Origin of the sequence: Cellulomonas gilvus ATCC 13127 (assembly GCF_000218545.1) — a bacterium.
In the GTDB taxonomy this organism is placed as follows: Bacteria; Actinomycetota; Actinomycetes; order Actinomycetales; family Cellulomonadaceae; genus Cellulomonas; species Cellulomonas gilvus.
Genome location: NC_015671.1, coordinates 507,694 through 529,673 on the forward strand (window position 1 = coordinate 507,694; position 21,980 = coordinate 529,673).

21 protein-coding genes are annotated in these 21,980 nt (G+C 73.9%); 19 read left to right on the forward strand and 2 right to left on the reverse strand.

Features of this window, described 5'->3' with window-relative positions; translation table 11 throughout:
- Positions 1 to 20: 20 nt before the first annotated feature.
- Together CELGI_RS02360 and CELGI_RS02365 are read left to right on the forward strand one after the other, a co-directional pair.
- Positions 21 to 1,199, forward strand: coding sequence for a flagellar hook protein FlgE (locus CELGI_RS02360; RefSeq protein WP_013882512.1), 1,179 nt, complete (start codon positions 21 to 23; stop codon positions 1,197 to 1,199).
- A gap of 78 nt (positions 1,200 to 1,277) precedes the next feature.
- Positions 1,278 to 3,410, forward strand: coding sequence for a SpoIIE family protein phosphatase (locus CELGI_RS02365; RefSeq protein ID WP_013882513.1), 2,133 nt, complete (start codon positions 1,278 to 1,280; stop codon positions 3,408 to 3,410).
- Positions 3,411 to 3,456: 46 nt separating this feature from the next.
- Here the strand turns inward: CELGI_RS02365 and CELGI_RS02370 are convergent, their stop codons facing one another.
- Positions 3,457 to 5,028, reverse strand: a complete 1,572-nt coding sequence (locus CELGI_RS02370; protein WP_013882514.1) for a DEAD/DEAH box helicase — start codon at positions 5,026 to 5,028, stop codon at positions 3,457 to 3,459.
- Between the two features lie 269 nt (positions 5,029 to 5,297).
- Here CELGI_RS02370 and CELGI_RS02375 point away from each other — a divergent pair, with 269 nt between their 5' ends.
- The 13 genes from CELGI_RS02375 (at position 5,298) to CELGI_RS02435 (ending at position 16,333) form a co-directional block, all read left to right on the forward strand.
- Positions 5,298 to 5,588: a flagellar FlbD family protein gene (locus tag CELGI_RS02375; protein WP_013882515.1), complete on the forward strand. Its 291-nt coding sequence runs from the start codon at positions 5,298 to 5,300 to the stop codon at positions 5,586 to 5,588.
- Positions 5,588 to 6,367, forward strand: coding sequence for a motility protein A (locus tag CELGI_RS02380; protein ID WP_013882516.1), 780 nt, complete (start codon positions 5,588 to 5,590; stop codon positions 6,365 to 6,367). Before CELGI_RS02375 ends, CELGI_RS02380 begins: the two co-directional genes overlap by 1 nt.
- The gene (locus CELGI_RS02385; protein WP_013882517.1) at positions 6,364 to 7,254 is read left to right on the forward strand and encodes an OmpA/MotB family protein; all 891 of its coding nucleotides are present in this window, start codon (positions 6,364 to 6,366) and stop codon (positions 7,252 to 7,254) included. Before CELGI_RS02380 ends, CELGI_RS02385 begins: the two co-directional genes overlap by 4 nt.
- Positions 7,255 to 7,258: 4 nt before the next feature.
- Positions 7,259 to 7,777 (forward strand): flagellar basal body-associated FliL family protein, encoded by a 519-nt coding sequence (locus tag CELGI_RS02390; protein ID WP_013882518.1) that lies wholly within the window; start codon positions 7,259 to 7,261, stop codon positions 7,775 to 7,777.
- Between the two features lie 213 nt (positions 7,778 to 7,990).
- Positions 7,991 to 8,926: a flagellar motor switch protein FliM gene (locus CELGI_RS02395; RefSeq protein WP_013882519.1), complete on the forward strand. Its 936-nt coding sequence runs from the start codon at positions 7,991 to 7,993 to the stop codon at positions 8,924 to 8,926.
- Entirely contained in the window at positions 8,923 to 9,630 is a 708-nt protein-coding gene (fliN, locus tag CELGI_RS02400; protein ID WP_013882520.1) for a flagellar motor switch protein FliN, read from the forward strand. The genes CELGI_RS02395 and fliN overlap by 4 nt, the downstream gene beginning before the upstream one ends.
- Positions 9,631 to 9,645: 15 nt before the next feature.
- Complete coding sequence (locus tag CELGI_RS02405; protein WP_013882521.1) at positions 9,646 to 10,104, forward strand: flagellar biosynthetic protein FliO; 459 nt, start codon at positions 9,646 to 9,648, stop codon at positions 10,102 to 10,104.
- Positions 10,101 to 10,943, forward strand: a complete 843-nt coding sequence (gene fliP / locus CELGI_RS02410; protein ID WP_013882522.1) for a flagellar type III secretion system pore protein FliP — start codon at positions 10,101 to 10,103, stop codon at positions 10,941 to 10,943. The genes CELGI_RS02405 and fliP overlap by 4 nt, the downstream gene beginning before the upstream one ends.
- Positions 10,943 to 11,215 (forward strand): flagellar biosynthesis protein FliQ, encoded by a 273-nt coding sequence (gene fliQ / locus CELGI_RS02415; RefSeq protein ID WP_013882523.1) that lies wholly within the window; start codon positions 10,943 to 10,945, stop codon positions 11,213 to 11,215. Before fliP ends, fliQ begins: the two co-directional genes overlap by 1 nt.
- 1 nt (position 11,216) lies before the next feature.
- On the forward strand, positions 11,217 to 11,984 hold the full coding sequence (locus CELGI_RS02420; protein WP_013882524.1) for a flagellar biosynthetic protein FliR: 768 nt from the start codon (positions 11,217 to 11,219) through the stop codon (positions 11,982 to 11,984).
- Positions 11,981 to 13,165: an EscU/YscU/HrcU family type III secretion system export apparatus switch protein gene (locus CELGI_RS02425; RefSeq protein ID WP_013882525.1), complete on the forward strand. Its 1,185-nt coding sequence runs from the start codon at positions 11,981 to 11,983 to the stop codon at positions 13,163 to 13,165. Before CELGI_RS02420 ends, CELGI_RS02425 begins: the two co-directional genes overlap by 4 nt.
- A complete protein-coding gene (locus tag CELGI_RS02430; RefSeq protein ID WP_013882526.1) occupies positions 13,162 to 15,222 on the forward strand; it encodes a flagellar biosynthesis protein FlhA in 2,061 nt (686 codons plus the stop codon). The genes CELGI_RS02425 and CELGI_RS02430 overlap by 4 nt, the downstream gene beginning before the upstream one ends.
- Positions 15,200 to 16,333: a hypothetical protein gene (locus tag CELGI_RS02435; RefSeq protein ID WP_013882527.1), complete on the forward strand. Its 1,134-nt coding sequence runs from the start codon at positions 15,200 to 15,202 to the stop codon at positions 16,331 to 16,333. The genes CELGI_RS02430 and CELGI_RS02435 overlap by 23 nt, the downstream gene beginning before the upstream one ends.
- A 60-nt stretch (positions 16,334 to 16,393) precedes the next feature.
- Here CELGI_RS02435 and CELGI_RS02440 read toward each other — a convergent pair whose 3' ends face one another.
- Positions 16,394 to 16,936 carry a hypothetical protein gene (locus CELGI_RS02440; RefSeq protein WP_013882528.1) on the reverse strand — a complete coding sequence of 181 codons (543 nt, stop codon included), beginning with the start codon at positions 16,934 to 16,936 and terminating at the stop codon, positions 16,394 to 16,396.
- A gap of 160 nt (positions 16,937 to 17,096) precedes the next feature.
- Between CELGI_RS02440 and csrA the strand changes: the two genes are divergently transcribed.
- The 4 genes from csrA (at position 17,097) to CELGI_RS02460 (ending at position 21,974) form a co-directional block, all read left to right on the forward strand.
- Positions 17,097 to 17,366: a carbon storage regulator CsrA gene (csrA, locus tag CELGI_RS17690; RefSeq protein WP_013882529.1), complete on the forward strand. Its 270-nt coding sequence runs from the start codon at positions 17,097 to 17,099 to the stop codon at positions 17,364 to 17,366.
- An 87-nt stretch (positions 17,367 to 17,453) separates the two neighbouring features.
- A complete protein-coding gene (locus CELGI_RS02450; protein ID WP_013882530.1) occupies positions 17,454 to 19,811 on the forward strand; it encodes a chemotaxis protein CheA in 2,358 nt (785 codons plus the stop codon).
- Positions 19,808 to 20,224 (forward strand): chemotaxis protein CheW, encoded by a 417-nt coding sequence (locus tag CELGI_RS02455; RefSeq protein WP_013882531.1) that lies wholly within the window; start codon positions 19,808 to 19,810, stop codon positions 20,222 to 20,224. Before CELGI_RS02450 ends, CELGI_RS02455 begins: the two co-directional genes overlap by 4 nt.
- A 127-nt stretch (positions 20,225 to 20,351) precedes the next feature.
- Complete coding sequence (locus tag CELGI_RS02460; RefSeq protein WP_013882532.1) at positions 20,352 to 21,974, forward strand: methyl-accepting chemotaxis protein; 1,623 nt, start codon at positions 20,352 to 20,354, stop codon at positions 21,972 to 21,974.
- Positions 21,975 to 21,980: the final 6 nt, after the last annotated feature.

The window sequence follows — 21,980 nt, forward strand, 5'->3', positions numbered from 1 at the left end:
CCCCCGCGAAGGGAACCACCATGCTCCGCTCACTCTTCTCCGGCATCAGCGGCCTGCGCAGCCACCAGACGATGCTCGACGTCACCGGCAACAACATCGCCAACGTCAACACCGCGGGCTTCAAGTCCTCGCAGGTGCAGTTCCAGGACACGCTGAGCCAGATGCTCATGGGTGCGGGCGGCGCGCAGGCCGGCGTCGGCGGCACCAACCCCGCCCAGGTGGGCCTCGGCGTGCGCGTCGCGGGCATCACCACCAACTTCACGCAGGGCGCCTCGCAGCTCACGGGCCGCAGCACCGACATGATGATCCAGGGCGACGGGTTCTTCGTGGTCCGCAAGGGTGCGGAGACGTTCTACACGCGTGCCGGCTCGTTCGACTTCGACTCCACGGGTCAGATGGTGCTCCCGGGCGAGGGTGCGCTGGTGCAGGGCTGGATGGCCGTGAACGGCGTCATCGACACCAACTCCCCGCTCACCGACCTGCGCGTGCCCTCGGGCTCGGTCATGGCGGCGGTGCAGTCCACCGCGGCGACGTACGCGGGCAACCTCGACTCGGCCGCGGCCGACGGCACGGTGCTCAACCGGACCGTCGACCTGTACGACTCCACGGGCAACGCGCGCACGCTCACGCTCACGTTCACCAAGTCGGCGACGGGCTGGTCGCTCGCCGCGTCCGACGGCGCGGCGACGGTCGCCGCGACCCCGATGACGTTCGCGACGGACGGCTCGCTCACCACACCGACGTCGCTCACGATCGGCGGCGTCGCGGTGGACCTCACCGGCATCACGGGCTTCGCGGGCCTCGACACCGCGAAGGCCATCACGCAGGACGGTCAGGCCGCGGGCACGCTGCAGTCGTTCGCGCTCGGTGCCGACGGCACCATCACGGGCTCGTTCAGCAACGGCCTCAAGCAGGTCATCGGCCGCATCGCGCTGGGCGGGTTCACCAACCCGGCCGGCCTGGAGAAGGCGGGCGGCTCGCTGTTCCGCACGTCGGTGAACTCGGGCGACGCCGCGATCGGCACCGCCGGCACGGGCGGCCGCGGCTCGCTCGCGGGCGGCGCGCTCGAGATGTCGAACGTCGACCTGTCCTCGGAGTTCACCTCGCTGATCGTCGCGCAGCGCGGTTTCCAGGCGAACTCGCGCGTCATCACGACGTCCGACGAGGTCCTCCAGGAGCTGGTCAACCTCAAGCGCTGACCACGTGCCGGGGCGCGGCTTTTGCTGCGTCCCGGCATATGCTGCGCACGGGACGGTCGACGACGAGGGGCACGCGCCATGGCGGAGCAGGTCGGTCGTGCACCCCGCGGTGCGGTCCCGGACCCGGCTGACGTCGCCGCACCTCTCGCGCGCGACGAGGCCGAGCGGCTGCGCTGGCAGCTGGCCGTCACGGCCGGCGGTGTGGGCAGCTTCGACTGGGACCTGCTCACGGGGCACCTGGAGTGGGACGACCAGCTGCTGACGATCTTCGGCGTCACGCGCGACGAGTTCGGCGCGACCATCGAGGCGTTCGACGCGCTGCTGCACCCCGACGACCTGCCGCGCGTCACGGAGGCCGTGGCCGAGGCGATCGAACGGTGCGACCGCTACGTCGCGGAGTACCGCGTGGTGCGGCCCGACGGCGCGGTGCGCTGGGTCAAGGCCCAGGGCGTGGCGCTCGCGGGGGAGTGCGGCGTCGCGGTGCGGCTGCTGGGCGCGGCGTACGACACCACGGCCGAGCGGGACTCCGACGCCCGCATCGCGCGCGTGCTCGAGACCATGCCGGGCGCGTTCTTCCTGCTCGACCACGAGTGGCGGTTCCGGTACGTGAACTCCGCCGCGGAGCGCATGCTCACGAGCTCGCGTGAGGAGATGCTGGGCACGGTCATCTGGGACCGCTACCCGGCGACCGCGGGCTCGTCGTTCGAGGAGCACTACCGGGGTGCGGTCGCGGACGGGCGTCCGCGCGCGTTCGAGGCGTACTACCCCGCGCCGCTGAACCGCTGGTACGAGGTGCGGGCGTGGCCCGGCCCGGACGGGCTGTCGGTGTACTTCGCCGACGTCTCCGAGCGGCGCCTCGCGCAGGAGGAGGTGCGGGTCGCGTGGCGTGCGGCGCAGGACTCGTCGCGCCGGCTCGCGCTGCTCGCGGACCTGAGCGAGGACCTGACATCGACGCTCGAGACCGAGGAGGCGGTCGGGCGCCTGGCCCGGCACCTGGTCCCGACGCTCGGCACGTGGTGCCTCATCACGATGTCCGAGGACCTGCACCACCTGCGGGACATCGCGAGCTGGCACGAGGACGCGACGCTGCGGGACACGGTCGCGACGTACGCCGAGCTGCGGATGGACGCGCTCAAGCCGACGTCGTACCTGTTCCGGGCGATGCGCACGGGTGAGGTGGTGGTGGTCGAGGACGCGACGCGTGCGATCGCCGACGTGCTGACGGGCCGCGCGCAGGACGTGCTGCGCGAGCTCGCACCGCGGACGGCGTACGCGGTTCCGATGCGCGCGCGGGGCCGGACCGTCGGGGCGATCACGCTGTTCCTCGACCACACGCGTCCCGACCTGCCGCCCGACGACCTGACGCTGCTGGTGCAGGTCGCCGACCGCGCGGGCATGGCGCTCGAGAACGCGCGGCTGTACGAGCGGCAGCGGGACATCGCGGTCGCGCTGCAGACGTCGCTGCTGTCCGCACCCGCGCACTCGGACGACCTCGACGTCGTCGTCCGGTACGTCGCCGCCGCCGAGGCCGCGCAGGTGGGCGGCGACTGGTACGACGCGTTCGTGCAGCCCGCGGGTGAGACGGTCCTGGTGATCGGCGACGTCATGGGCCACGACACCCCGGCCGCGGCCGCGATGAGCCAGGTCCGCACGCTGCTGCGCGGGATCGCGCACACCAGCGGCGGGACGCCCGCGCAGGTGCTGCGCGGGCTGGAGTCGGCGACCGCGGCGCTGCACGTGGACGCGATGGCCACGGCCGTGGTGGTGCGCCTCGAGGAGACCGACGAGCAGCGCGCCGCGGGTGAGGTGACGCTGCGCTGGACGAACGCGGGGCACCTGCCCCCGCTGCTGGTGCTGCCCGACGGCACCACCGAGCTGCTCACGGGCGGCCACCCGGAGCTGGTGCTCGGCCTGGACCCCCAGGCGCCCCGCACCGACACCGAGCGTGTGGTCCCGCGCGGCGCGACCCTGCTGCTCTACACCGACGGGCTGGTCGAACGCCGCGGCGAGCACCTGCACCACGGCCTCGAACGGCTGCGCGCGGGCGTCGCCGCGGCGCTGCCCGCGGCCCGGGCGGCGGCGCAGGGCGTGAGCGAGATCGACGCGCAGCGCCTGGTCGACGACGTGCTCACGTGGTGCGTCGCCACGGGCCGTCCGGCGGACGACGTCGCGGTGCTCGCCGTGCACCTGTCCCGCCGCCGCACCGCCTGAGCGGGACGGCGACGCGCCGGCCCGGCCACGAGGGCCGGACGAGGGGTCAGCGACCCGAGGGCGCGCCCGAGTCGCGCACGGCACGACGCGGTCCCGCGGACCGGCGCGTGGCCGATGAGGCGGGTGCGGCCGCCCGCTGGCGCTGACCGCCGCCCGCGGGAGCGCCGCCCCGCGTACCGGCCGGTGCGCCGCCCGTGCGTGCACCGGACTGCGCGGGACGGCCCTGGGTGCGCGCGGGTGCCTGACCCTGGTTCTGGCCCTGGCGCGCGGGGCCACCCGTGCGTGCCCCGCGCTGCGAGCCCTCGCCGGACGTCCCGGCGGCGGGAGCGGCCCCGGACGAGCGTCGCTGCCCGCCGCGGCGGGCGCCGCCGGGCCGCGAGGGTGCGTTGCCCTGACGGGCCGGCCGGGGCGGGGCCACGGGGGCCGCGGGCGTGACGTGCGGTGCGACGTCGCCGACGAGCGCGGTCAGCACGGCCGCGCCGGGGCGCACGGCCTGCGGTGCGGCGGTGATGCCGGCCTGCCGCGTCATGGTGCGCACCTCGGACAGCTGCTCGGGCAGCACGATCGTCACGACGTCGCCGCCCGAGCCCGCGCGCGCGGTGCGGCCCGAGCGGTGCAGGTACGCCTTGTGCTCGGCGGGCGGGTCCACGTGCACCACGAGCTCGACGTCGTCGACGTGGATGCCGCGCGCCGCGATGTCGGTCGCGACGAGCACGCGCACCGCGCCCGTGGAGAACGCCTCGAGGTTGCGCTCACGCGCGCCCTGGCCCAGGTTGCCGTGCAGGTCCACCGCGGGGACGCCCGCGCTGGTCAGCTGCTTGGCGAGCTTCTTGGCCGCGTGCTTGGTGCGCGTGAACAGCACGCGCCGCCCGGTGCCCGAGGCGAGGTGGTGCACGACGTCACGCTTGGCGGCGGCGTCCTGCACCGTCAGCACGTGGTGCGTCATGGTCGAGACGGGCGACTGCGCGGTGTCCACCGAGTGGCTCAGCGGGTCCTGCAGGAACGCCTGCACCAGCTTGTCCACGCCGTTGTCGAGCGTCGCGGAGAACAGCAGACGCTGGCCGCCGCGCGGCGTGGCGCTCAGGATGCGGCGCACGCCCGGGAGGAACCCGAGGTCGGCCATGTGGTCCGCCTCGTCCAGCACGGTGATCTGCACGTCCGCGAGCGAGACGATGCCCTGGCCCATGAGGTCCTCGAGGCGGCCCGGGCACGCGACGACGATGTCGACGCCCGCCTTGAGCGCGGAGGCCTGCGGACGCTGCGAGACGCCGCCGAACACCGTGGTGACGTGCAGCCCGGCCGCCTTCGCGAGCGGCTCGAGCGCGGTCGCGATCTGCGTCGCGAGCTCACGCGTGGGGGCCAGCACCAGGCCGTGCGGGCGGCCCGGCGTGCGGCGCACGTTGCGCGACCCGGGGACCAGGCCCGCCAGGCGCGCCACGAGCGGGAGGCTGAACGCGAGCGTCTTACCCGATCCCGTGCGGCCGCGGCCCAGCACGTCGCGGCCGCGCAGCGTGTCCGGCAGCGTCGCGGTCTGGATGGGGAAGGCGTCGGTCATGCCGCGCTCGACGAGCTCGCGGACGAGGACCTCGGGCACGCCGAGGGAGGAGAAGGAGGTCATGGGGGAGGCCTTTCAGGGCGTCGGGGGGCGCCCACCAGGCGGTTTCCTCACCCGGGACGCGGGCCCGCGCTGGTCCAAGAGCCGCGCAGAGCCACCACCAGTGTGACGCATGCGCGCCGCGGCACGGGTGTCGCCCTGCTCACAGGGCTCGGTCCCGGTCGGCCGGGATGCCTCATCACCGCCGGGCACCCGCCGATGGGAGACCTGAGGCCCACGGATGGGCCCACGCGGCACTCGCCGCATGCACGGACCACGGACGGGGGCTCGCCATGATCGTCGTGACTCGCCTGACAGGCGACAGATTCGGGATCAACCCGGATCTCATCCAGCGTGTCGACAGCGCGCCGGACACGATCATCACGCTGATCGACGGCACGAAGTACATCGTGTCCGAACCCCTGACCGAGGTGATCGGCCGCATCGACGAGCGCGCCGCCCAGGTGCTGGCCCGCTCGCAGGAGCTGCGGGCGATCTCGCGCCTGGCTCCCGTCCCGGACCTGCCGGACGACGACGACGAGCCCCTCGACCCGCCGCTCCCGCTGCGGCCCAGGAGCGTGTGATGGACCCCGCCGGCATCATCGGGATCGTCGCCGCGCTCGTCGCGATCTTCGGGGCCATGATCCTCGAGGGCGCGCAGCCCATGTCGATCATGCTGCCCGCACCGCTGCTCCTGGTGTGGGTGGGCACGATCGGCGTCGGCGTCGCCGGCCACACGCTGCGCGACGTGAAGAACGCGTTCGCCGCGGTGCCGCGTGCGCTGCGCTCCAAGGCCCCCGACCCGTCCCAGACCGTCGACACGGTGGTCGGCCTGGCCGACCGCGCGCGCCGCGAGGGCCTGCTCTCGCTCGAGGATGCCGCCCGCGACATCGACGACGAGTTCCTGCGCTCGGGCCTGCAGGCCGCGATCGACGGCACCGACCCCGAGGACCTGCGGGTGATCCTCGAGGACCGCATCGCGACCAAGCGCACGGCCGACAAGGTCAACGCCAAGTACTTCCAGGACATGGGCGGCTACGCGCCCACCATCGGCATCATCGGCACGGTCATCTCGCTGGTGCACGTGCTCGAGAACCTGTCCGAGCCCGCGGCCCTGGGCGAATCGATCGCGGCCGCGTTCGTCGCGACCCTGTGGGGCATCCTGTCCGCGAACGTGGTGTGGCTGCCGCTGGGCACGCGCATCAAGCGCATCTCCGACCTCGAGTGCGCGCACATGGAGGTCACGCTCGAGGGCCTGCTGGCCGTGCAGTCCGGCGCCAACCCGCGCGTGGTCGGCGAGCGGCTGCGCTCGCTCATCCCGGCCGACCTGGTGGCGGCGGGCGACGACAAGGCCGCGGCGTGAGCGCGGGGCACGGCGGCGGGCGACGCCGCCGCGGGGACCACGAGGAGGAGCACGTCAACCACGAGCGCTGGCTCGTGAGCTACTCGGACATGATCACGGTCCTCATGGCGCTGTTCATCGTGCTGTTCGCGATCAGCCAGGTGGACCAGGAGAAGTACATCGCGCTGCGCGACTCGCTCGCCGAGGGCTTCCAGGACCAGACGGGCACCGAGTCCATCCTGGACGGCACCGCGGGCACCCTGGACGGCAGGTCCGTGGTGCCCGAGAGCAGCACGCAGGAGGGCACCGCGGGCATGGTGAACGCGGACCAGGGCCTGGGTGACCAGGGCACCGAGCCCTCCCCGCAGGACGACCCGGACGCCGAGACCGTCGCGGCGGCCCGCAAGGAGGCCGCGCACCTCGACGACATCCGCGACGTGATCCAGCGCCGCCTGGACAAGGCCGGGCTGGGCGACGCCGTGCGCTTCCGGGTCAACGAGCGCGGCCTGGTGCTGGGCCTGGTGGCCGACGACGTGTTCTTCGCCGCCGCGAGCGCGGACATGACCGCGACCGCGCGGCGCGTGCTGGACATCGCGGGACCCACGCTGCGTGACGTCGGCGAGCAGATCTCCGTCGAGGGCCACGCCAACGTCCTGCCGGTGTCCGGCCGCTACGCGACCAACTGGGAGCTCTCCGCGGACCGCGCCACGCAGGTGCTGCGCCACCTGGTGGAGAAGGACCGCGTCCCCGGCACCCGGATCATGGCCGTCGGCTTCGGCGACGAGCGCCCCCTGGTCGACGGCAAGAGCGCGCAGGCGCTCGAGACCAACCGCCGCGTGGACCTGGTCATCCTGTCCGACGCGCCCGAGGCCGTGCGGGCCCTGCTGCCCGCCGTGAGCAAGGAGTAGCGACATGCCCGTGGAGCAGCGAGTCATCGGCGGGGGCGCCAAGATCGGCGGCCCCAAGATCGGCGGCGCCAAGATCGGCGCGCCCGCACCCGAGCCCGAGCCGGAGCCCAAGAAGTCCAAGAAGAAGCTCGTGCTGATCGCGGTCGTGCTCGTCGTGCTGATCGCCGGCGCGGCCGCGTGGTGGTTCCTGCTGCGGCCCAGCGGCGCACCCGCCGAGCCTGCGGCCGAGCCCGAGCCCGAGAAGGGCGAGGTGCTCGCGGTCGAGCCCGTGAGCCTCAACCTGGCCGACGGTCACTACCTGCGGCTGGGGTTCTCGCTGCAGCTGACCGCCGACGCGCGCGAGGCGCCGGACCCCGCGGTCGCGGTGGACCACGCGATCGAGCTGTTCTCGGGCCGGACCGTCGAGGAGATCTCCGACCCCAAGAAGCGTGCCGCGCTGCGCGACGAGCTCGCCGCCGAGCTCTCCGAGGCGTACGAGGGTGAGGTGATGGCCGTCTACCTGACGAACTACGTCACGCAGTAGCGCGACCGCTGCTGCACCGCCGGCCCCGGGCCGGCGCACCAGGGCGCCATGGAGGGCGCCGCACCGCTGCACACCCCGCACGGGGGACCCGCCCATGGAGGGACGGGGTGCAGATCACGCCGGCCGGCCGTCAGGACCCGCGCCGGGTGAAACCTCGACGCGAGTGCGAGGCGAACCGCTCACAACCGTGACGCGCCCGCCGATGAGTCGGCCGTGACCGTCCTCGACACCCCGGCTGCGCCTGCGCGCACCCGCGAGCCGCAGGTGGAGCTCTACGACTTCCGCCGCCCGCTCACCCTCGTGCGTGAGCACGCGCGCCACCTCGAGATGGCGTTCGGACGCTTCGCGCGGCAGTTCGGCACGCAGCTCACCGCACGGCTGCGCGTGCTGACCCAGCTCGAGTTCGAGCAGGTCGCGCTGCACACGTACGACGAGTACGTCAGCCTCCTGCCGACGCCCACCGCGATGGTGCTCTGCACGGTCGAGCCGACGCGCCAGACCGGCGTGGTCCAGCTCCCGGTCGCGGCGACCATGGTGTGGATCGACTACCTGTTCGGTGGCGACGGCCGCGGCGACGACCGCCCGGGCCGTGAGCTGACCGAGATCGAGCTGACGCTGGTCCGCGAGCTGCTGCAGCACGCGCTCGCCGACCTCGAGTACGCGTTCGCGGGCATCACCAAGCTCGCGCTGGACGTGCGTGGCGTGCAGTACAACCCGCAGTTCGTGCAGGCCGCAGCGGCCTCCGACACCGTGCTGGTCGCGACGTTCACGCTGCGGATGGGCGAGCGCACCGACGTCCTGACGCTCATGCTCCCCGGCGAGCACATGGTCGCCGCGCTGCAGGCCGCGGACGGCTCGATCGCCGCGAGCCCCGAGGACCGGCTGCGCGCCGAGCGTGCCCAGGTGGACCTGGCCCGCGCGGTCGGGGACGTGCCCGTCGAGGTCGGTGTCCGCTTCACCCCCGTCACCGTCCAGCCGCGCGACGTCATCGCGCTCGCGGTCGGCGACGTGCTCCCGCTCACCCATCCGTCGACCGAGCCGCTCGACGTCGTCGTGGACGGCGTCGTGCTGGCCCGAGCAGCTCTCGGCAGCCACGGGCCCCGGCTCGCCTGCCGCGTCGTGTCCGTCACCGAGGAGAACCGCGAATGACCACCACCACCACGCCGACCGCCGTCGACGCCGCCGCCGTGGCGCAGGCCGCCGCCGCGCTCGTCCCGTCGGCCGTGCCGCTCGTCGTCGTGCCGTGCGCGATCGCCGACGTCCCCGCCTCCGCCCAGGCGGTCGTCGCGACGTTCGTCGGTGCGCCCAGCGCGGACCTCGTCCTGGTCGCGGGCGACGTGCTCGCGGACGTCGAGGCCGCGGGTGCCGCCGCCGGGACGCGCGTGGAGCCCGGTGACGCGCTGCGTCCCGCGCTCGAGGCCGCGGCCGGAACGCTGGGTGCGGGCGTCCTGGAGCACGTGCGCACCGAGCCCGTCTCCGCGGTGCTGGTCCCGGGTGCCGAGGTCTTCGCGCTGCAGCACGAGGGCACCGCGATCGCGTGGTTCGCGGTCCGGGTGCGCGCGGGCCAGGCACATGCGCCGTCCACCTCCGCGGTGCCGACGCAGCGCGGCTCGATGCGCATGCTCTACGACGTCGACATGACGCTGACCGCGCAGATCGGCCGCACGACCCTCCCGGTGCGCCAGGTCCTTGACCTCGTGCCCGGCACGGTGCTCGAGCTCGACAGGGCCGCGGGCAGCCCCGCGGACGTCATGGTCAACGGCCGGCTCATCGCGCGCGGCGAGGTCGTCGTGGTCGACGAGGTCTACGGCGTGCGCATCACCGAGATCGTCACCGACGACGACGGGCGCTGACCGATGGACGGCCTCATGCTCGTGCTGCGCGTGGTGCTCTCGCTCGCGTGCGTGGTCGGGCTCATCTGGTACGCCGGGCGCAAGCTGTCCGGCGGGCGCCGCCTGCGCGAGGAGAACGAGCACGACGTGCGCGTGGTCGGCCGCCAGGGCATGGGCCGGCACTCCGGGGTCGCCGTGGTGGCCGTCGGGACGCGGCGCATCCTGGTCGGGTACGGCGAGCAGCAGGTCACCATGCTCACCGAGCTCGGACCCGTGATCCCGGCCGCCGGGCCGCCGGCTCCACCACCCCGCAAGGACGTCGCTCCACCCGTACGGCCCGTGCAGGCCGCACGGCCGGGTGACGGGCTTCCGACCGCGGTGGGGGCGGCCGTGAAGCCCGGCAAGACGGCCGGTGGTCTCGAGGGTTCGGTGCTCTCGCCGCAGACGTGGCGCACGTTCGTGCGTGCGCTCCAGGACCGGACGGTCCGGCGATGAGCGCGGTGCCGGCGGCCCCGGCGCGCGTCGGGTCGCCCGCGCTGCGCAGGCTCGTGCTCGTGCTCGCGCTCGTCGTGGGTGCGCTCGTGCTGGGCGTCGTGCTGGCCGGCCCGACGTGGGCCGCGCCCACGCCGCCGACGGACCCGACCGCGCCGACGACCCCCGGCGACTCGGTCTCCGTCTCGGTCAACGGCGTCAACGGCACGCCGAGCTCGTCGGTGGTCGTGCTGCTCGCGATCACGCTGCTCTCGGTGGCGCCCGCGCTGCTGCTGATGATGACGAGCTTCACCAAGATCTTCGTCGTGCTCGCGTTCACGCGGAACGCGCTGGGCCTGCAGGGCGTCCCGCCCAACCAGGTGCTCGCGGGCCTCGCGCTGTTCCTGTCGATGTTCGTCATGGCGCCCGTGCTGGGCGACGTCAACGCCGACGCGGTGCAGCCCTACCTGGACGGCGAGCTCACGTTCTCGCAGGCCGTCGACGTGGGCTCGGGCCCGCTGCGCTCGTTCATGCTCGACCACACGCGTGAGCAGGACCTGGCGCTCCTGACGCGGGCCGCGGACCAGCCGAACCCCGCGACCCCGGAGGACGTGCCGCTCGCGACGCTCATCCCCGCGTTCCTGCTCTCGGAGCTGCGCTCGGCGTTCATCATGGGCTTCGTCATCTTCGTGCCGTTCCTGGTCATCGACCTGGTGGTCTCGGCCGTGCTGATGGCGATGGGCATGATGATGCTCCCGCCCGTCATGATCTCGCTGCCGTTCAAGGTGCTGCTGTTCGTGCTCGTCGACGGCTGGGGCCTGGTGGTCACGTCGCTCGTCCGCTCGTACGCCGGGGGCGGCTGATGGACACCAACGCGGTCCTCGACGTGGCGTTCGACGCCCTGGTCCTCGCGGCCAAGCTGTCCGCACCCGTGCTGGTCAGCGCGCTCGTCGTCGGGTTCATCGTCTCGCTCGTGCAGTCGGTGACGCAGATCCAGGAGATCACGCTCAGCTTCGTGCCCAAGGCGCTCGCCGCCGGGATCGCGCTGCTCGTGTCCGGGCACTGGATGATCTCCGAGACCGTCGCGTTCACCCACGACATGTTCGAGCGCATCCCGTCGCTCGTCGGGGGCTGACGTGGGACCCATCGCGCTGACCCTGCCGCTCGCCCAGGTCGAGACGGTCATGCTCGCGGGCGTGCGCATGGCCGCGTTCCTGGTGCTCGCGCCGCCGTTCTCGCACCGGGCGATCTCGGCGCAGGTCAAGGTCGCGCTCGCGCTCGGCCTCGCGCTGGCCGTCTCGCCGCGCCTCGAGCCGCTGGTCGACGACGGCACGGTCGCGTTCGTCGCCGCGCTCGTCGCGCAGGTGATCGTGGGCGCCGCGCTGGGGTTCGGCGTGCAGCTCGTGTTCTCGGCCGTGCAGTCGGCCGGCGCGTTCATCGACGTGTTCGGCGGCTTCCAGCTCGCGTCAGGCTTCGACCCGCTGGGTCAGACGAGCGGCGCGATCTTCCAGCGGTTCTACCAGCTGCTCGCGCTCGTGCTGCTGTTCGTCACCGACGGGTACCTCGTGGTCGTCGGAGGGCTGGTGCGCACGTTCGACGCGCTCCCGCTCGACGCGGTGCTCGAACCCGCGCAGGTGGCCGCGAACCTCACCGACGGACTGGGGCAGATGTTCCTCGCCGCGCTGCAGGTGGCCGGGCCGCTCATCGTCGTGCTGTTCCTCGCGGACGTCGGCCTGGGCCTGCTCACGCGCGTGGCCCCCGCGCTCAACGCGTTCGCGCTCGGCTTCCCGCTCAAGGTGCTGCTCACGCTCAGCCTGGGCGGCTTCGCGATCATCGGGCTGCCCGCGATCATCGAGCAGCTCACGGGTCAGTCCGTCGCGCAGATGATGGGGGTGCTGCCGTGAGCGACGGACAGGACCGCACCGAGAAGGCCACGCCGCAGCGGATGAAGGAGGTGATCCGCAAGGGTCAGCTCGGCCGCTCGCAGGACCTCGCGGCATGGCTCGGCCTGGGCGCCGCGGCGCTCATGCTGCCCTCGGTCATCACGCGCGGCCAGGACGCCGCGACCGACCAGCTCGTCACGCTGGGCGACGTCGCGACCGACCCCACGTCACAGGGCGCGACCGACGCGCTGCGCGACGGCCTGACGAGCCTGCTGTCCACGCTCGCGCCGCTGTTCGCGGTGCTCGTGGTCGTCACGCTCGGGGTCGGCATCGCGCAGGGCGGGTGGCGGCCGCGCCGGTTCCGGATCGTGGTCGACCACCTCAAGCCGCAGTCCGCGGTCAAGCGGCTGGTCGGCGGGCAGGCGTGGTGGCAGGGCGCCAAGACGCTGCTCAAGACGGCCGTCGTCGCGCTCGTGCTGTACGTCGCGGTCAAGGGCATGGTGCCGCTGGTGCTCGCGTCGGGGCACCTGCCCGTCGACGAGCTGCTCGCCAAGGCCGGCGGCGGCACCGCGAACCTCCTGCGGCTCGGCATCGTGGCGGGCCTGCTGCTCGCGGTCGCGGACGTCGTCGTCGTGATGAAGCGCAACCGCAAGTCCACGCGCATGTCCACGCGTGAGATCAAGGAGGAGCACAAGCGGACCGAGGGTGACCCGCAGGTCAAGGGTCAGATCCGGTCGCGGCAGATGATGATGAGCCGCAACCGCATGCTCGCCGAGGTCGCCACGGCCGACGTGGTGCTGGTCAACCCCACGCACGTCGCGGTCGCGCTGCGCTACGAGCCCGGGACCGGCGCACCGCGCGTGGTCGCCAAGGGCGCGGGCGCCGTGGCCGCCAAGCTGCGCACGCTCGCCGCCGAGCACCGCGTGCCGATGGTCGAGGACGTGCCCCTGGCGCGTGCGCTGCACGCGTCGTGCGAGCTCGGCCAGGAGATCCCCGGCCACCTGTTCACCGCGGTGGCCACCGTCCTCGCGTTCGTGATGCAGCTGCGCCGTCGCGGCGCGGCGGCGGGCAAGCACCGCCTCGCGGGCGGCTCGACGCTCGGCGCCGACGACACCACCGACCACAAGGCCGCCGCCCGTGCGGCCCGCCGCCCGGCACGCGCCGCGGCAGCGCCCAGCACCGCGTCCGGGAGGACGTCATGAAGAACCGGTCCATCGCCCCCATGGCGGTCCCCGCCGGCGTCGTCGGCGTCGTGCTGCTGCTCGTCGTGCCGCTGCCCGCGGCCCTGCTCGACGTGCTGATCGTCGTCAACATCACCGGCTCGCTCGTGGTGCTGCTGACCAGCATGTACGTGCGCCGGCCGCTCGACTTCTCGGTGTTCCCGTCACTGATCCTGGTGCTCACGCTGTTCCGGCTGGGGCTCAACGTGGCCTCGACGCGCCTGGTGCTGCGCGACGGGTTCGCGGGTCAGGTGATCGACGCGTTCGGCCACTTCGTCGTCGGCGGCTCGCTCGTCATCGGCCTGGTGATCTTCCTGATCCTGGTGGTCATCCAGTTCGTCGTCATCACCAACGGTGCGGGGCGTGTGGCCGAGGTCGGTGCACGGTTCACGCTCGACGCGATGCCCGGCAAGCAGATGGCGATCGACGCCGACCTGAACTCGGGCCTGATCGACGAGGACACCGCGCGCCAGCGGCGTGCCGACGTCGCGGCCGAGGCCGACTTCTACGGCGCGATGGACGGTGGTTCGAAGTTCGTCAAGGGCGACGCGATCGCGGGCATCGTCATCACGGTCATCAACCTCATCGGCGGGTTCGTCATCGGCATGGTCCAGATGGGCATGTCGCCGGCCGAGGCGCTCGAGCGGTTCAGCCTCCTGACCATCGGCGACGGCCTGGTCACGCAGATCCCGGCGCTGCTGCTCTCGGTGGCCACGGGCATCGTCGTGACGCGGTCCACCGCCGAGGGCGACATGGGCACCGCGGCCGCCAAGCAGCTGACGCAGTCGCGCACCGCGCTGATGATCGCGGGCGCCGGTGCGATCGTGCTCGCGCTCATCCCGGGCATGCCGAAGGTGCCGTTCATCCTGGTGGGTGCGGTGCTCATCGTCGCCTCGCAGCGCATCAAGGCGGCCGAGCGCAAGGCCGAGCAGGACGCCGCGGACGGCACCACCGCGACCGCGGTCGCGGCGCCCGGCCCCGACTCGCCCGAGCAGCTGATCGAGCAGATGCGCGTGCACGTGCTCGAGGTGCTGCTCGCGCCCGACCTCGTCTCGCTCGTGGGCGACGGGCCCGACGGCGACCTGCTGGGCCGCGTGCGCGCGCTGCGCCGCAAGGTCGCGATGGACCTGGGCATCGTCGTGCCGCCCGTGCGCACGCGCGACAGCGTGGACCTGCCGCCGTCCACGTACGCGGTGCGCGTCGCGGGTGTCGAGGTCGGCCGTGGCGAGGCGCCCGCGGGCCGCGTGCTCGCGCTGGGCGACGACCTCGCGGCGCTGCCCGGCACGCCCGTGCTCGAGCCCGTGTTCGGCCTGGCCGGCAAGTGGGTGCCCGCCGAGCTGCGGCACGCCGCGGAGATGTCCGGCGCGACCGTGGTGGACCGCGTCTCGGTGCTCATCACGCACCTGGGTGCGCTCGTCACGCAGAACGCCGCGCGGCTCATGACGCGTGAGGACGTGCGCGTGCTGACCGACGGCGTCAAGCGCGTCAACCCGTCCGTGGTGGAGGAGCTCGTGCCCGGGCTGCTCAGCCTGGGGGAGGTGCAGCGCGTGCTGCAGGGCCTCCTGGCCGAGGAGGTGCCGATCCGGGACCTGGGCCGCATCTATGAGGCGCTCGCGCTGCGCGCGCGCACCAGCACGGATCCCGAGGGCCTCGTCGAGGCCGCGCGGACCGCGCTCGGGCCCGCGCTCGCGGCGCCGCACGTGCAGGAGGGTGTGCTGCGCGTCCTGACGCTGGACCCGCTGCTCGAGCAGTCGCTGCTCGAAGGTCTGCGGCCCGGCGAGGGCGGCACGCAGCTGGTGGTGGACCCGAACCGGGTGGAGTCCGTGCTGGGCCAGCTGCGCGACGCCGTCGCGCACGCCGAGGCGAGCGGCCGGTCCGTGGTGCTCGTGTGCGCACCCGCCGTGCGGCCCGCGCTGCGCCGCCTGGTCGCGCTCGGCCTCCCGCGCCTGCCCGTGCTGTCCTACGCCGAGGTGACCGGTGCCGGCGTCCAGGTCGAGACGACGGGGGTGGTGCGCGGTGGCCAGGCGATTGCTGCTTGAGGGCCACGACCTGGCCTCGCTGCTGGTCCAGGTCGCCGACGAGCTGGGCCCCGGCGCCAAGGTGATCCGCGCCGAGCGCGTGCGCACGGGCGGCTTCGCGGGGTTCTTCCAGCGTGAGCACTTCGAGCTCACGGTCGACGTGCCCGACGCGCCGCCCGCGCGCCGACCGGTGCGTGCCGTGCCGCAGCCGCGGTCGGCGCCCGCAGCCGTGGGTCTGGACGCGCTGCTCGAGGCCGCCGACGCGGCCGACGGCCCCGCGACCCCGGGGCAGGGTGCGGCAGCCGCCGCACCTGTCGTCTCCACGGGCGGTGAGGCGTTCGCCGACGTGCTGGCCCAGGTCCGTGCGCTCGCGGCCGAGCGCGCGTCGGCCACGTCGGTGCCGAGCCCGGCGCCGACCGCGCCCGCCGACGCCATGCCCACGGTGGTGCTGCCGCCGCAGCCCGCGCCGCTGGCCGACGCGCTCACGCAGCGCCTCGGGGCGCTCGGGGTGCCGGATGTGCTGCTCGCGCGCGCACCGGGTTCGCTCGCGGCCCTGGTGGCCGAGCTGCCCACCGCGCAGCAGCCCCCGCGTGAGCCCGGCTCGGTGATCGTGGTCGCGGGTGCGGCCGGGGCCGTGGACACCACGGCCGCGCTGCTCGCGGACCGGCTGGGCCTGCCCACCGACGCGGTGGTCACCGCGGGTGCGCCGGGCTCGCGTCCGCCCGGCCCGCGCGGTCGCGGGTCGCGCCAGCAGCCCTCGGACGTCACGGCCGCGCACGCGTGGCGCGCGGCGTCCCGCAAGGCTCCGCACGCCTGGGTGGTCGCGCTCGCGGTCGGCGAGGGTGCCGACGAGCGCGCCGCGGGGTCCGAGCTGCGGCACGCGTTCGCCGCGGACCAGACCTGGGCCGTCGTCGACGCGCGGACACGCACGTCCGACGTCGCGGCGTGGCTCGCGTCCGTCGGCCCGTTCGACGCGCTCGCGGTGCGCGGCCTGTTCGACACCGCCGAGCCGGGTGCCGTGCTGGGCCTGGGCGTGCCGGTCGCGTGGTGCGACGGCATCCCCGCGACGCCCGCGGCGTGGGCCGCGGCGTTCGACCGCGCGCTCGACGGCGCACCCGCCTGGGTCGGCTGACCGCCCGGGCGGGGGACGGGCGCAGCGGACCGAGCCCGGCGCCCGGACCGCGCCGCGCCGTCAGGACTGCGTGCCGGTGAACGTGACGACGAGCCGGCCGGACCGGCCCGCGTTCGCCTGGCTCCAGTCCTCGGGCGCGAGCACGCGCACGGTCGCCGCGGCCCGTGCGCCGGGCTCGAGCAGCCCGGGCAGCCCGACGACCTCGACCAGCGGCTCCTGCGCGAACGGCTCGCCCACCACGGGCGCGAGCCACTCGATCCGTGAGACCACGGTCTGGCGGCCGTGCGCGTCGTTGGTGACGGCCACCTGGAACGTCCGGACGTCGCCGGGCACCAGGCCGTCGAGCAGCGCGGCGGGGACGGCGACCTGGTCGCCCTGCACGGCGTGCGCGCCCTCGGGCGCGTCCAGCAGCTCGAGGCTCAGGCCGGTCGCGTCGTCGCGGCCGAACCACGTCCGGGGCAGGTCGCCGTACGCGGCCGCGGCCTGCACGCCGGCCATGCCCAGACCCAGCGCGGCACCCGTGGCCAGTGCGGCGACGGTCGCGGGGCGCAGGCGCGCACGGGTGCCACGCGCGACGCTCGTCGTGCGTCCGTGCAGGACCATGGGGCTCTCCGCGAGGATCGGACCGCTCGCGCCCGTGGGCGCTCAGCCCGCCCATCGGCGGCCGGGGGCCGGGTGTGAGGCGCCGGGTCCCGCGGATGTCGGCGCGGCCACGTGTGGTGGTGTCGCGCGGGCCGCGCCGATCGGCGGGTAGTGTCGCGCCATGCTGGTCCTCACGCGCCGCGCAGGCGAGAGCGTCGTGATCGGCGACGGCATCGTCGTCACCATCATCGACGTGCGCGGCGACGGCGTGCGGATCGGCATCGACGCACCCCGGTCGGTGCGCGTGCACCGCGCCGAGGTGCTCGCGGCGGTCGAGACGGCCAACGCGCAGGCCACGGTGCCCGACGAGGACGCGCAGGCGACGGTCGACGCGCTGCGGGCGATCCGCCCCCCGGCCGACCGGACCGCCCCGGAGGCACCCTCCGCCTGACCCACCGCCACCCGGACTCCTCAACTCGACGGCCCCCGCGCCGATGAGGCGGTCGCCGGGCGATGGCCCCCCCGGCGGGAGGGCACCATGGACGAGATCGACGAGATCGTCCGCGAGTTCCTGGTCGAGAGTCACGAGAACCTCGACCAGCTCGACAGCGACCTGGTCGCGCTCGAGGAGACTCCGGACTCGCGGGCGCTGCTGAGCAGCGTGTTCCGCACGATCCACACCATCAAGGGAACCAGCGGGTTCCTCGCGTTCTCGCGCCTCGAGCGCGTGGCGCACGTCGGCGAGAACCTGCTCGTCGACCTGCGTGACGGACGTCGGTCGATGGACCAGCCGACGACCGACGTGCTGCTGCTCATGGTCGACACCGTGCGCGAGCTGCTCGGTGCGATCGAGCGCACGGGTGGCGAGGGCGACGTCGACGTCGAGCCCGCCGTCGCGGCGCTCGTCCGCGTGCAGGCCGGAGAGCCGGCGGCCCCCGCCGCGCCCGAGGCCGCCGCACCCGCGGCGCCGCCCGCCGAGCCCGAGGTCCCCACCGCACCCGAGGAGGCCGCCGCACCCGCGGAGGCCGTCGCGCCCGAGGAGGTCGCCGTGCCCGCCGAGGTCCCCGCCGAGCCCGCCGCACCTGCGGCGCAGCCCGTCGCCGAGGTGCCCGCGCCGGCTGCGCCCGCCGCACCCGCGGCCGTGCTGCCGTCGCAGCGCCCCGACCCGACCCCGCTGGACGAGACGGGCACGCTCCGCGGCGCCGCGGACTCCTCGATCCGCGTGGACGTCGAGCTGCTCGACCAGCTCATGCGCCAGGTCGGCGAGCTGGTGCTCGCGCGCAACCGGATCAGCCGGCTGGCCAACTCGGCGCAGGACGTGGACCTGAGCCGCGGTGCGCAGCAGCTCAACCTGATCGCCTCCGAGCTGCAGGAGGGCGTCATGCGCACGCGCATGCAGCCCATCGAGCACGTGTGGTCCAAGATGCCCCGCGTCGTGCGGGACCTGGCGGCCCTGTGCGGCCGTGAGGTCCGCCTCGAGATGGTCGGTGGCGACACCGAGCTCGACCGCAGCCTCCTGGAGGCCGTCAAGGACCCGCTGACGCACCTGGTGCGCAACGCGGTCGACCACGGCATCGAGCCCCCCGAGGCCCGTGTGGCCGCGGGCAAGCCCGCGCAGGGCCTGCTCGAGCTGCGTGCGTCGCACGCGGGCGGTCAGGTCGCGGTCGAGGTGCGCGACGACGGCCGGGGCATCGACCCCGAGGTCGTCGGCGCCAAGGCGATCGCCAAGGGTCTGCGCACGGCCGAGCAGGTCGCGGCCATGAGCCCGAACGACCTGCTGCAGCTGCTGTTCCTGCCGGGCTTCTCGACCGCGGAGAAGGTCACCAACGTCTCGGGCCGCGGTGTCGGCATGGACGTGGTGCGCACGCGCATCGAGGCCATCGGCGGGACCGTCGACGTCGAGTCGACGATCGGCGCGGGCACCGTGTGGCGTCTGCGCATCCCCCTGACGCTCGCGATCATGCCGTCGCTGTCGGTCGAGTGCGCAGGTGACCTGTACGCGCTGCCGCAGGTGCACGTCGTCGAGCTCGTCGCGCTGGACACGCAGCGCTCGGACTCGGGCGTCGAGTACGTGCACGCCGCGCCCGTCTACCGGCTCCGCGGCGAGCTGCTGCCCCTGGTCTCCCTCGCGGGCGTCCTGGGGGTCGCGGCCGACGACGACCGTCCGGCCGTCATCGCGGTGGTCCAGGCCGACCAGCACCGGTTCGGCATGCTGGTGGACCGCGTGCTCACCACGGAGGAGATCGTGGTGACGCCGCTCGCGGCGCGCCTCAAGGCGATCGGCATCTACTCGGGCGCCACGGTGCTCGGGGACGGCCGCGTCGCGCTCATCCTCGACGTGCAGGCGATCGCCCGCCGCGCCATCACGCGCGACAGCGAGCTCGCGGCCCGTGCCGCGGCCGCGGCGGAGTCCGCGACCGTGCGGGCCGAGGTCGAGCAGGTCCTGGTGGCCGGCATCGGCGGCAGCCGCCGCGTGGCGATGCCGCTCGCGTCCGTGGCGCGCCTCGAGCACGTCCGGGCCGAGCAGGTCGAGCTGGTCGGCGGCCGCGAGGTCGTGCAGTACCGCGGCACGATCCTGCCGCTGGTGCGCCTGGACCGGCTGCTGGGCACGTACGCCCGCGAGTCCGACGAGCTGCTGCTCGTGGTCTACACGCGCGGCTCGCGCTCGGTCGGGCTGGTCGTCGAGGAGATCGTCGACATCGTCGAGGACGAGGTCGGCAAGCACTCCTCGATCGACGACGCGGGCCTGACGGGCTCGACGGTCCTGGGCGACAAGGTCACCGAGCTGCTCGACGTGCGCTCGGCGATCCTCGCGGCGGACCGCGACTTCTACACCGACCCCGTGCCGGCGGACGTGTTCGCCGGTCTCGACGAGCTCGTGGGAGCGACCCGATGAGCAGCTACGTGACGTTCACGGTGGAGGACGGCCTGTACGGCGTCGACGTCCAGCGCGTGCAGGAGGCGCTGCGTGCGCACGCCCGCACGCGCGTCCCGCTCGCGCCCGAGGGCGTCGCGGGCCTGGTCAACCTGCGCGGTCAGGTGGTCCTCACGGTGGACCTGCGCCCGCGCCTCGGGCTCGGCCCGGTCGGTGACGACGTCCAGCAGATGATGGTCGTGGTCCAGGTCGGCGGCGAGACCGTCAGCATCCTCGTCGACGAGATCGGCGACGTCGTCGACGTCGCACCGGACCGCGTCGAGGCGCCGCCGGACACGCTCGACCCCGCGATCCGTCCGCTCATCAAGGCCGCCTGCACGCTCGACGACCGGCTGCTGCTGGTCCTCGACGTCGACGAGGCCGCGGCTGCCTGATCCCCCTCAGGCCCGCACCTCACCCCCGATCCGCACGATCACGCGGATCGCACCCCTCACAGCCGTCCCCGGGTGACCGATCTGACAGGTCGACACCACCGCGCCCCTGCCCCCCGAGGAGCTCCCCATGAGCACCAGCCCCGCTCAGCCCGCACCGGCCCGCCGCGGCCGCTGGTTCGCCGACCGCGGCATCCAGACCAAGATCTTCTCCGTCTTCGCGCTGCTCGGCGTCGTCGCCGTCGCGTGCGGCGTCTACGCGCTCTCGGCGCTCGACCAGTCGCGCAACGACCTGCAGACGGTCGCGAGCATCCAGGAGTCCATCGCGGACGTCCGCTCGATGGTGCACCAGAACCAGCTCAAGGGCCGGATGATCATCGCGAACATCGCGGCGTCCGACCACGCTGATGAGAAGGAGACCTGGACGCAGAAGCTCGTCGAGAACGACGCCGAGCTGAACCCCCAGATCGAGGCGTACACCGCGACCGAGGCGGGCTCGTCGGAGACGTGGCAGAAGTTCCTGGCGGACTACGACGCGTTCCTGAAGGTGCGCGACGAGCAGCTGGTGCCGGCCGCGCAGTCGCTCGACCTGGAGCTCTACTCGCAGGTCCGTGACGAGGTCGCGCAGCCGCTCATCACCACGTACGCCGACGACCTGGACGCCGTCGCGGCGGAGATCACCGCATATGTCCAGGGCGTCGCGGACGCGGCGAACGACCGCACGTCGCGTGCGTTCACGGTCCTCGCGGTGAGCCTCACGGTCGCGCTGCTGGCCTCGCTCGCCCTCGGGTACACGATCACGCGCCGCATCCGGAAGTCGATCGCGCAGGTCCAGGGATCGCTCGAGGCGATGGCGCGCGGCGACTTCACGCAGCCCGCCGTGGTCGACAGCGCCGACGAGCTGGGCCGCATGGCGCAGGCGCTCACCACCGCGCAGGGTGCGGTGCGCGAGACGCTCTCGGGCGTCGTCGAGACCGCGCAGACCGTCGCCGCGGCCGCCGAGGAGCTCTCGGCCGCCTCGGAGCAGGTCGGTTCGGCGCAGGACGAGACCTCGGCGCAGGCCGGTGTGGTCGCGGCCGCCGCCGAGCAGGTGTCCCGCAACGTGCAGGCCGTCGCGGCCGGCGCCGAGCAGATGGGCGCCTCGATCCGCGAGATCGCGCAGAACGCCACCGAGGCCGCCAAGGTCGCGTCGTCGGCCACGGGTGTCGCGGCGCAGGCCAACGACACCGTGTCCCGCCTGGGCACGTCGTCGGCGGAGATCGGCAACGTGGTCAAGCTCATCACGACGATCGCGGAGCAGACCAACCTGCTGGCGCTCAACGCGACGATCGAGGCCGCACGCGCCGGTGAGGCGGGCAAGGGCTTCGCGGTCGTCGCCGGTGAGGTCAAGGAGCTCGCCAACGAGACCGCCAAGGCGACCGAGGACATCGCGCGCCGCGTCGAAGCGATCCAGCAGGACACCACCGGGGCGGTCGCGGCGATCGGCGAGATCGGCTCGATCATCGCGTCGATCAACGACTACCAGCTGACCATCGCCTCGGCGGTGGAGGAGCAGACGGCCACCACCAACGAGATGTCCCGCGGCGTCGCCGAGGCCGCGACCGGCTCGGGCGAGATCGCCGTCAACATCACCGGCGTCGCCACGGCCAGCGCGACCAGCTCCGACGTCGTCGGGCAGATGGGTGCGTCCGTCGCGGAGCTCGCCCGGATGTCGGCCGACCTGCGCACGCGCGTCGCCGCCTTCACGTACTGAGCACCA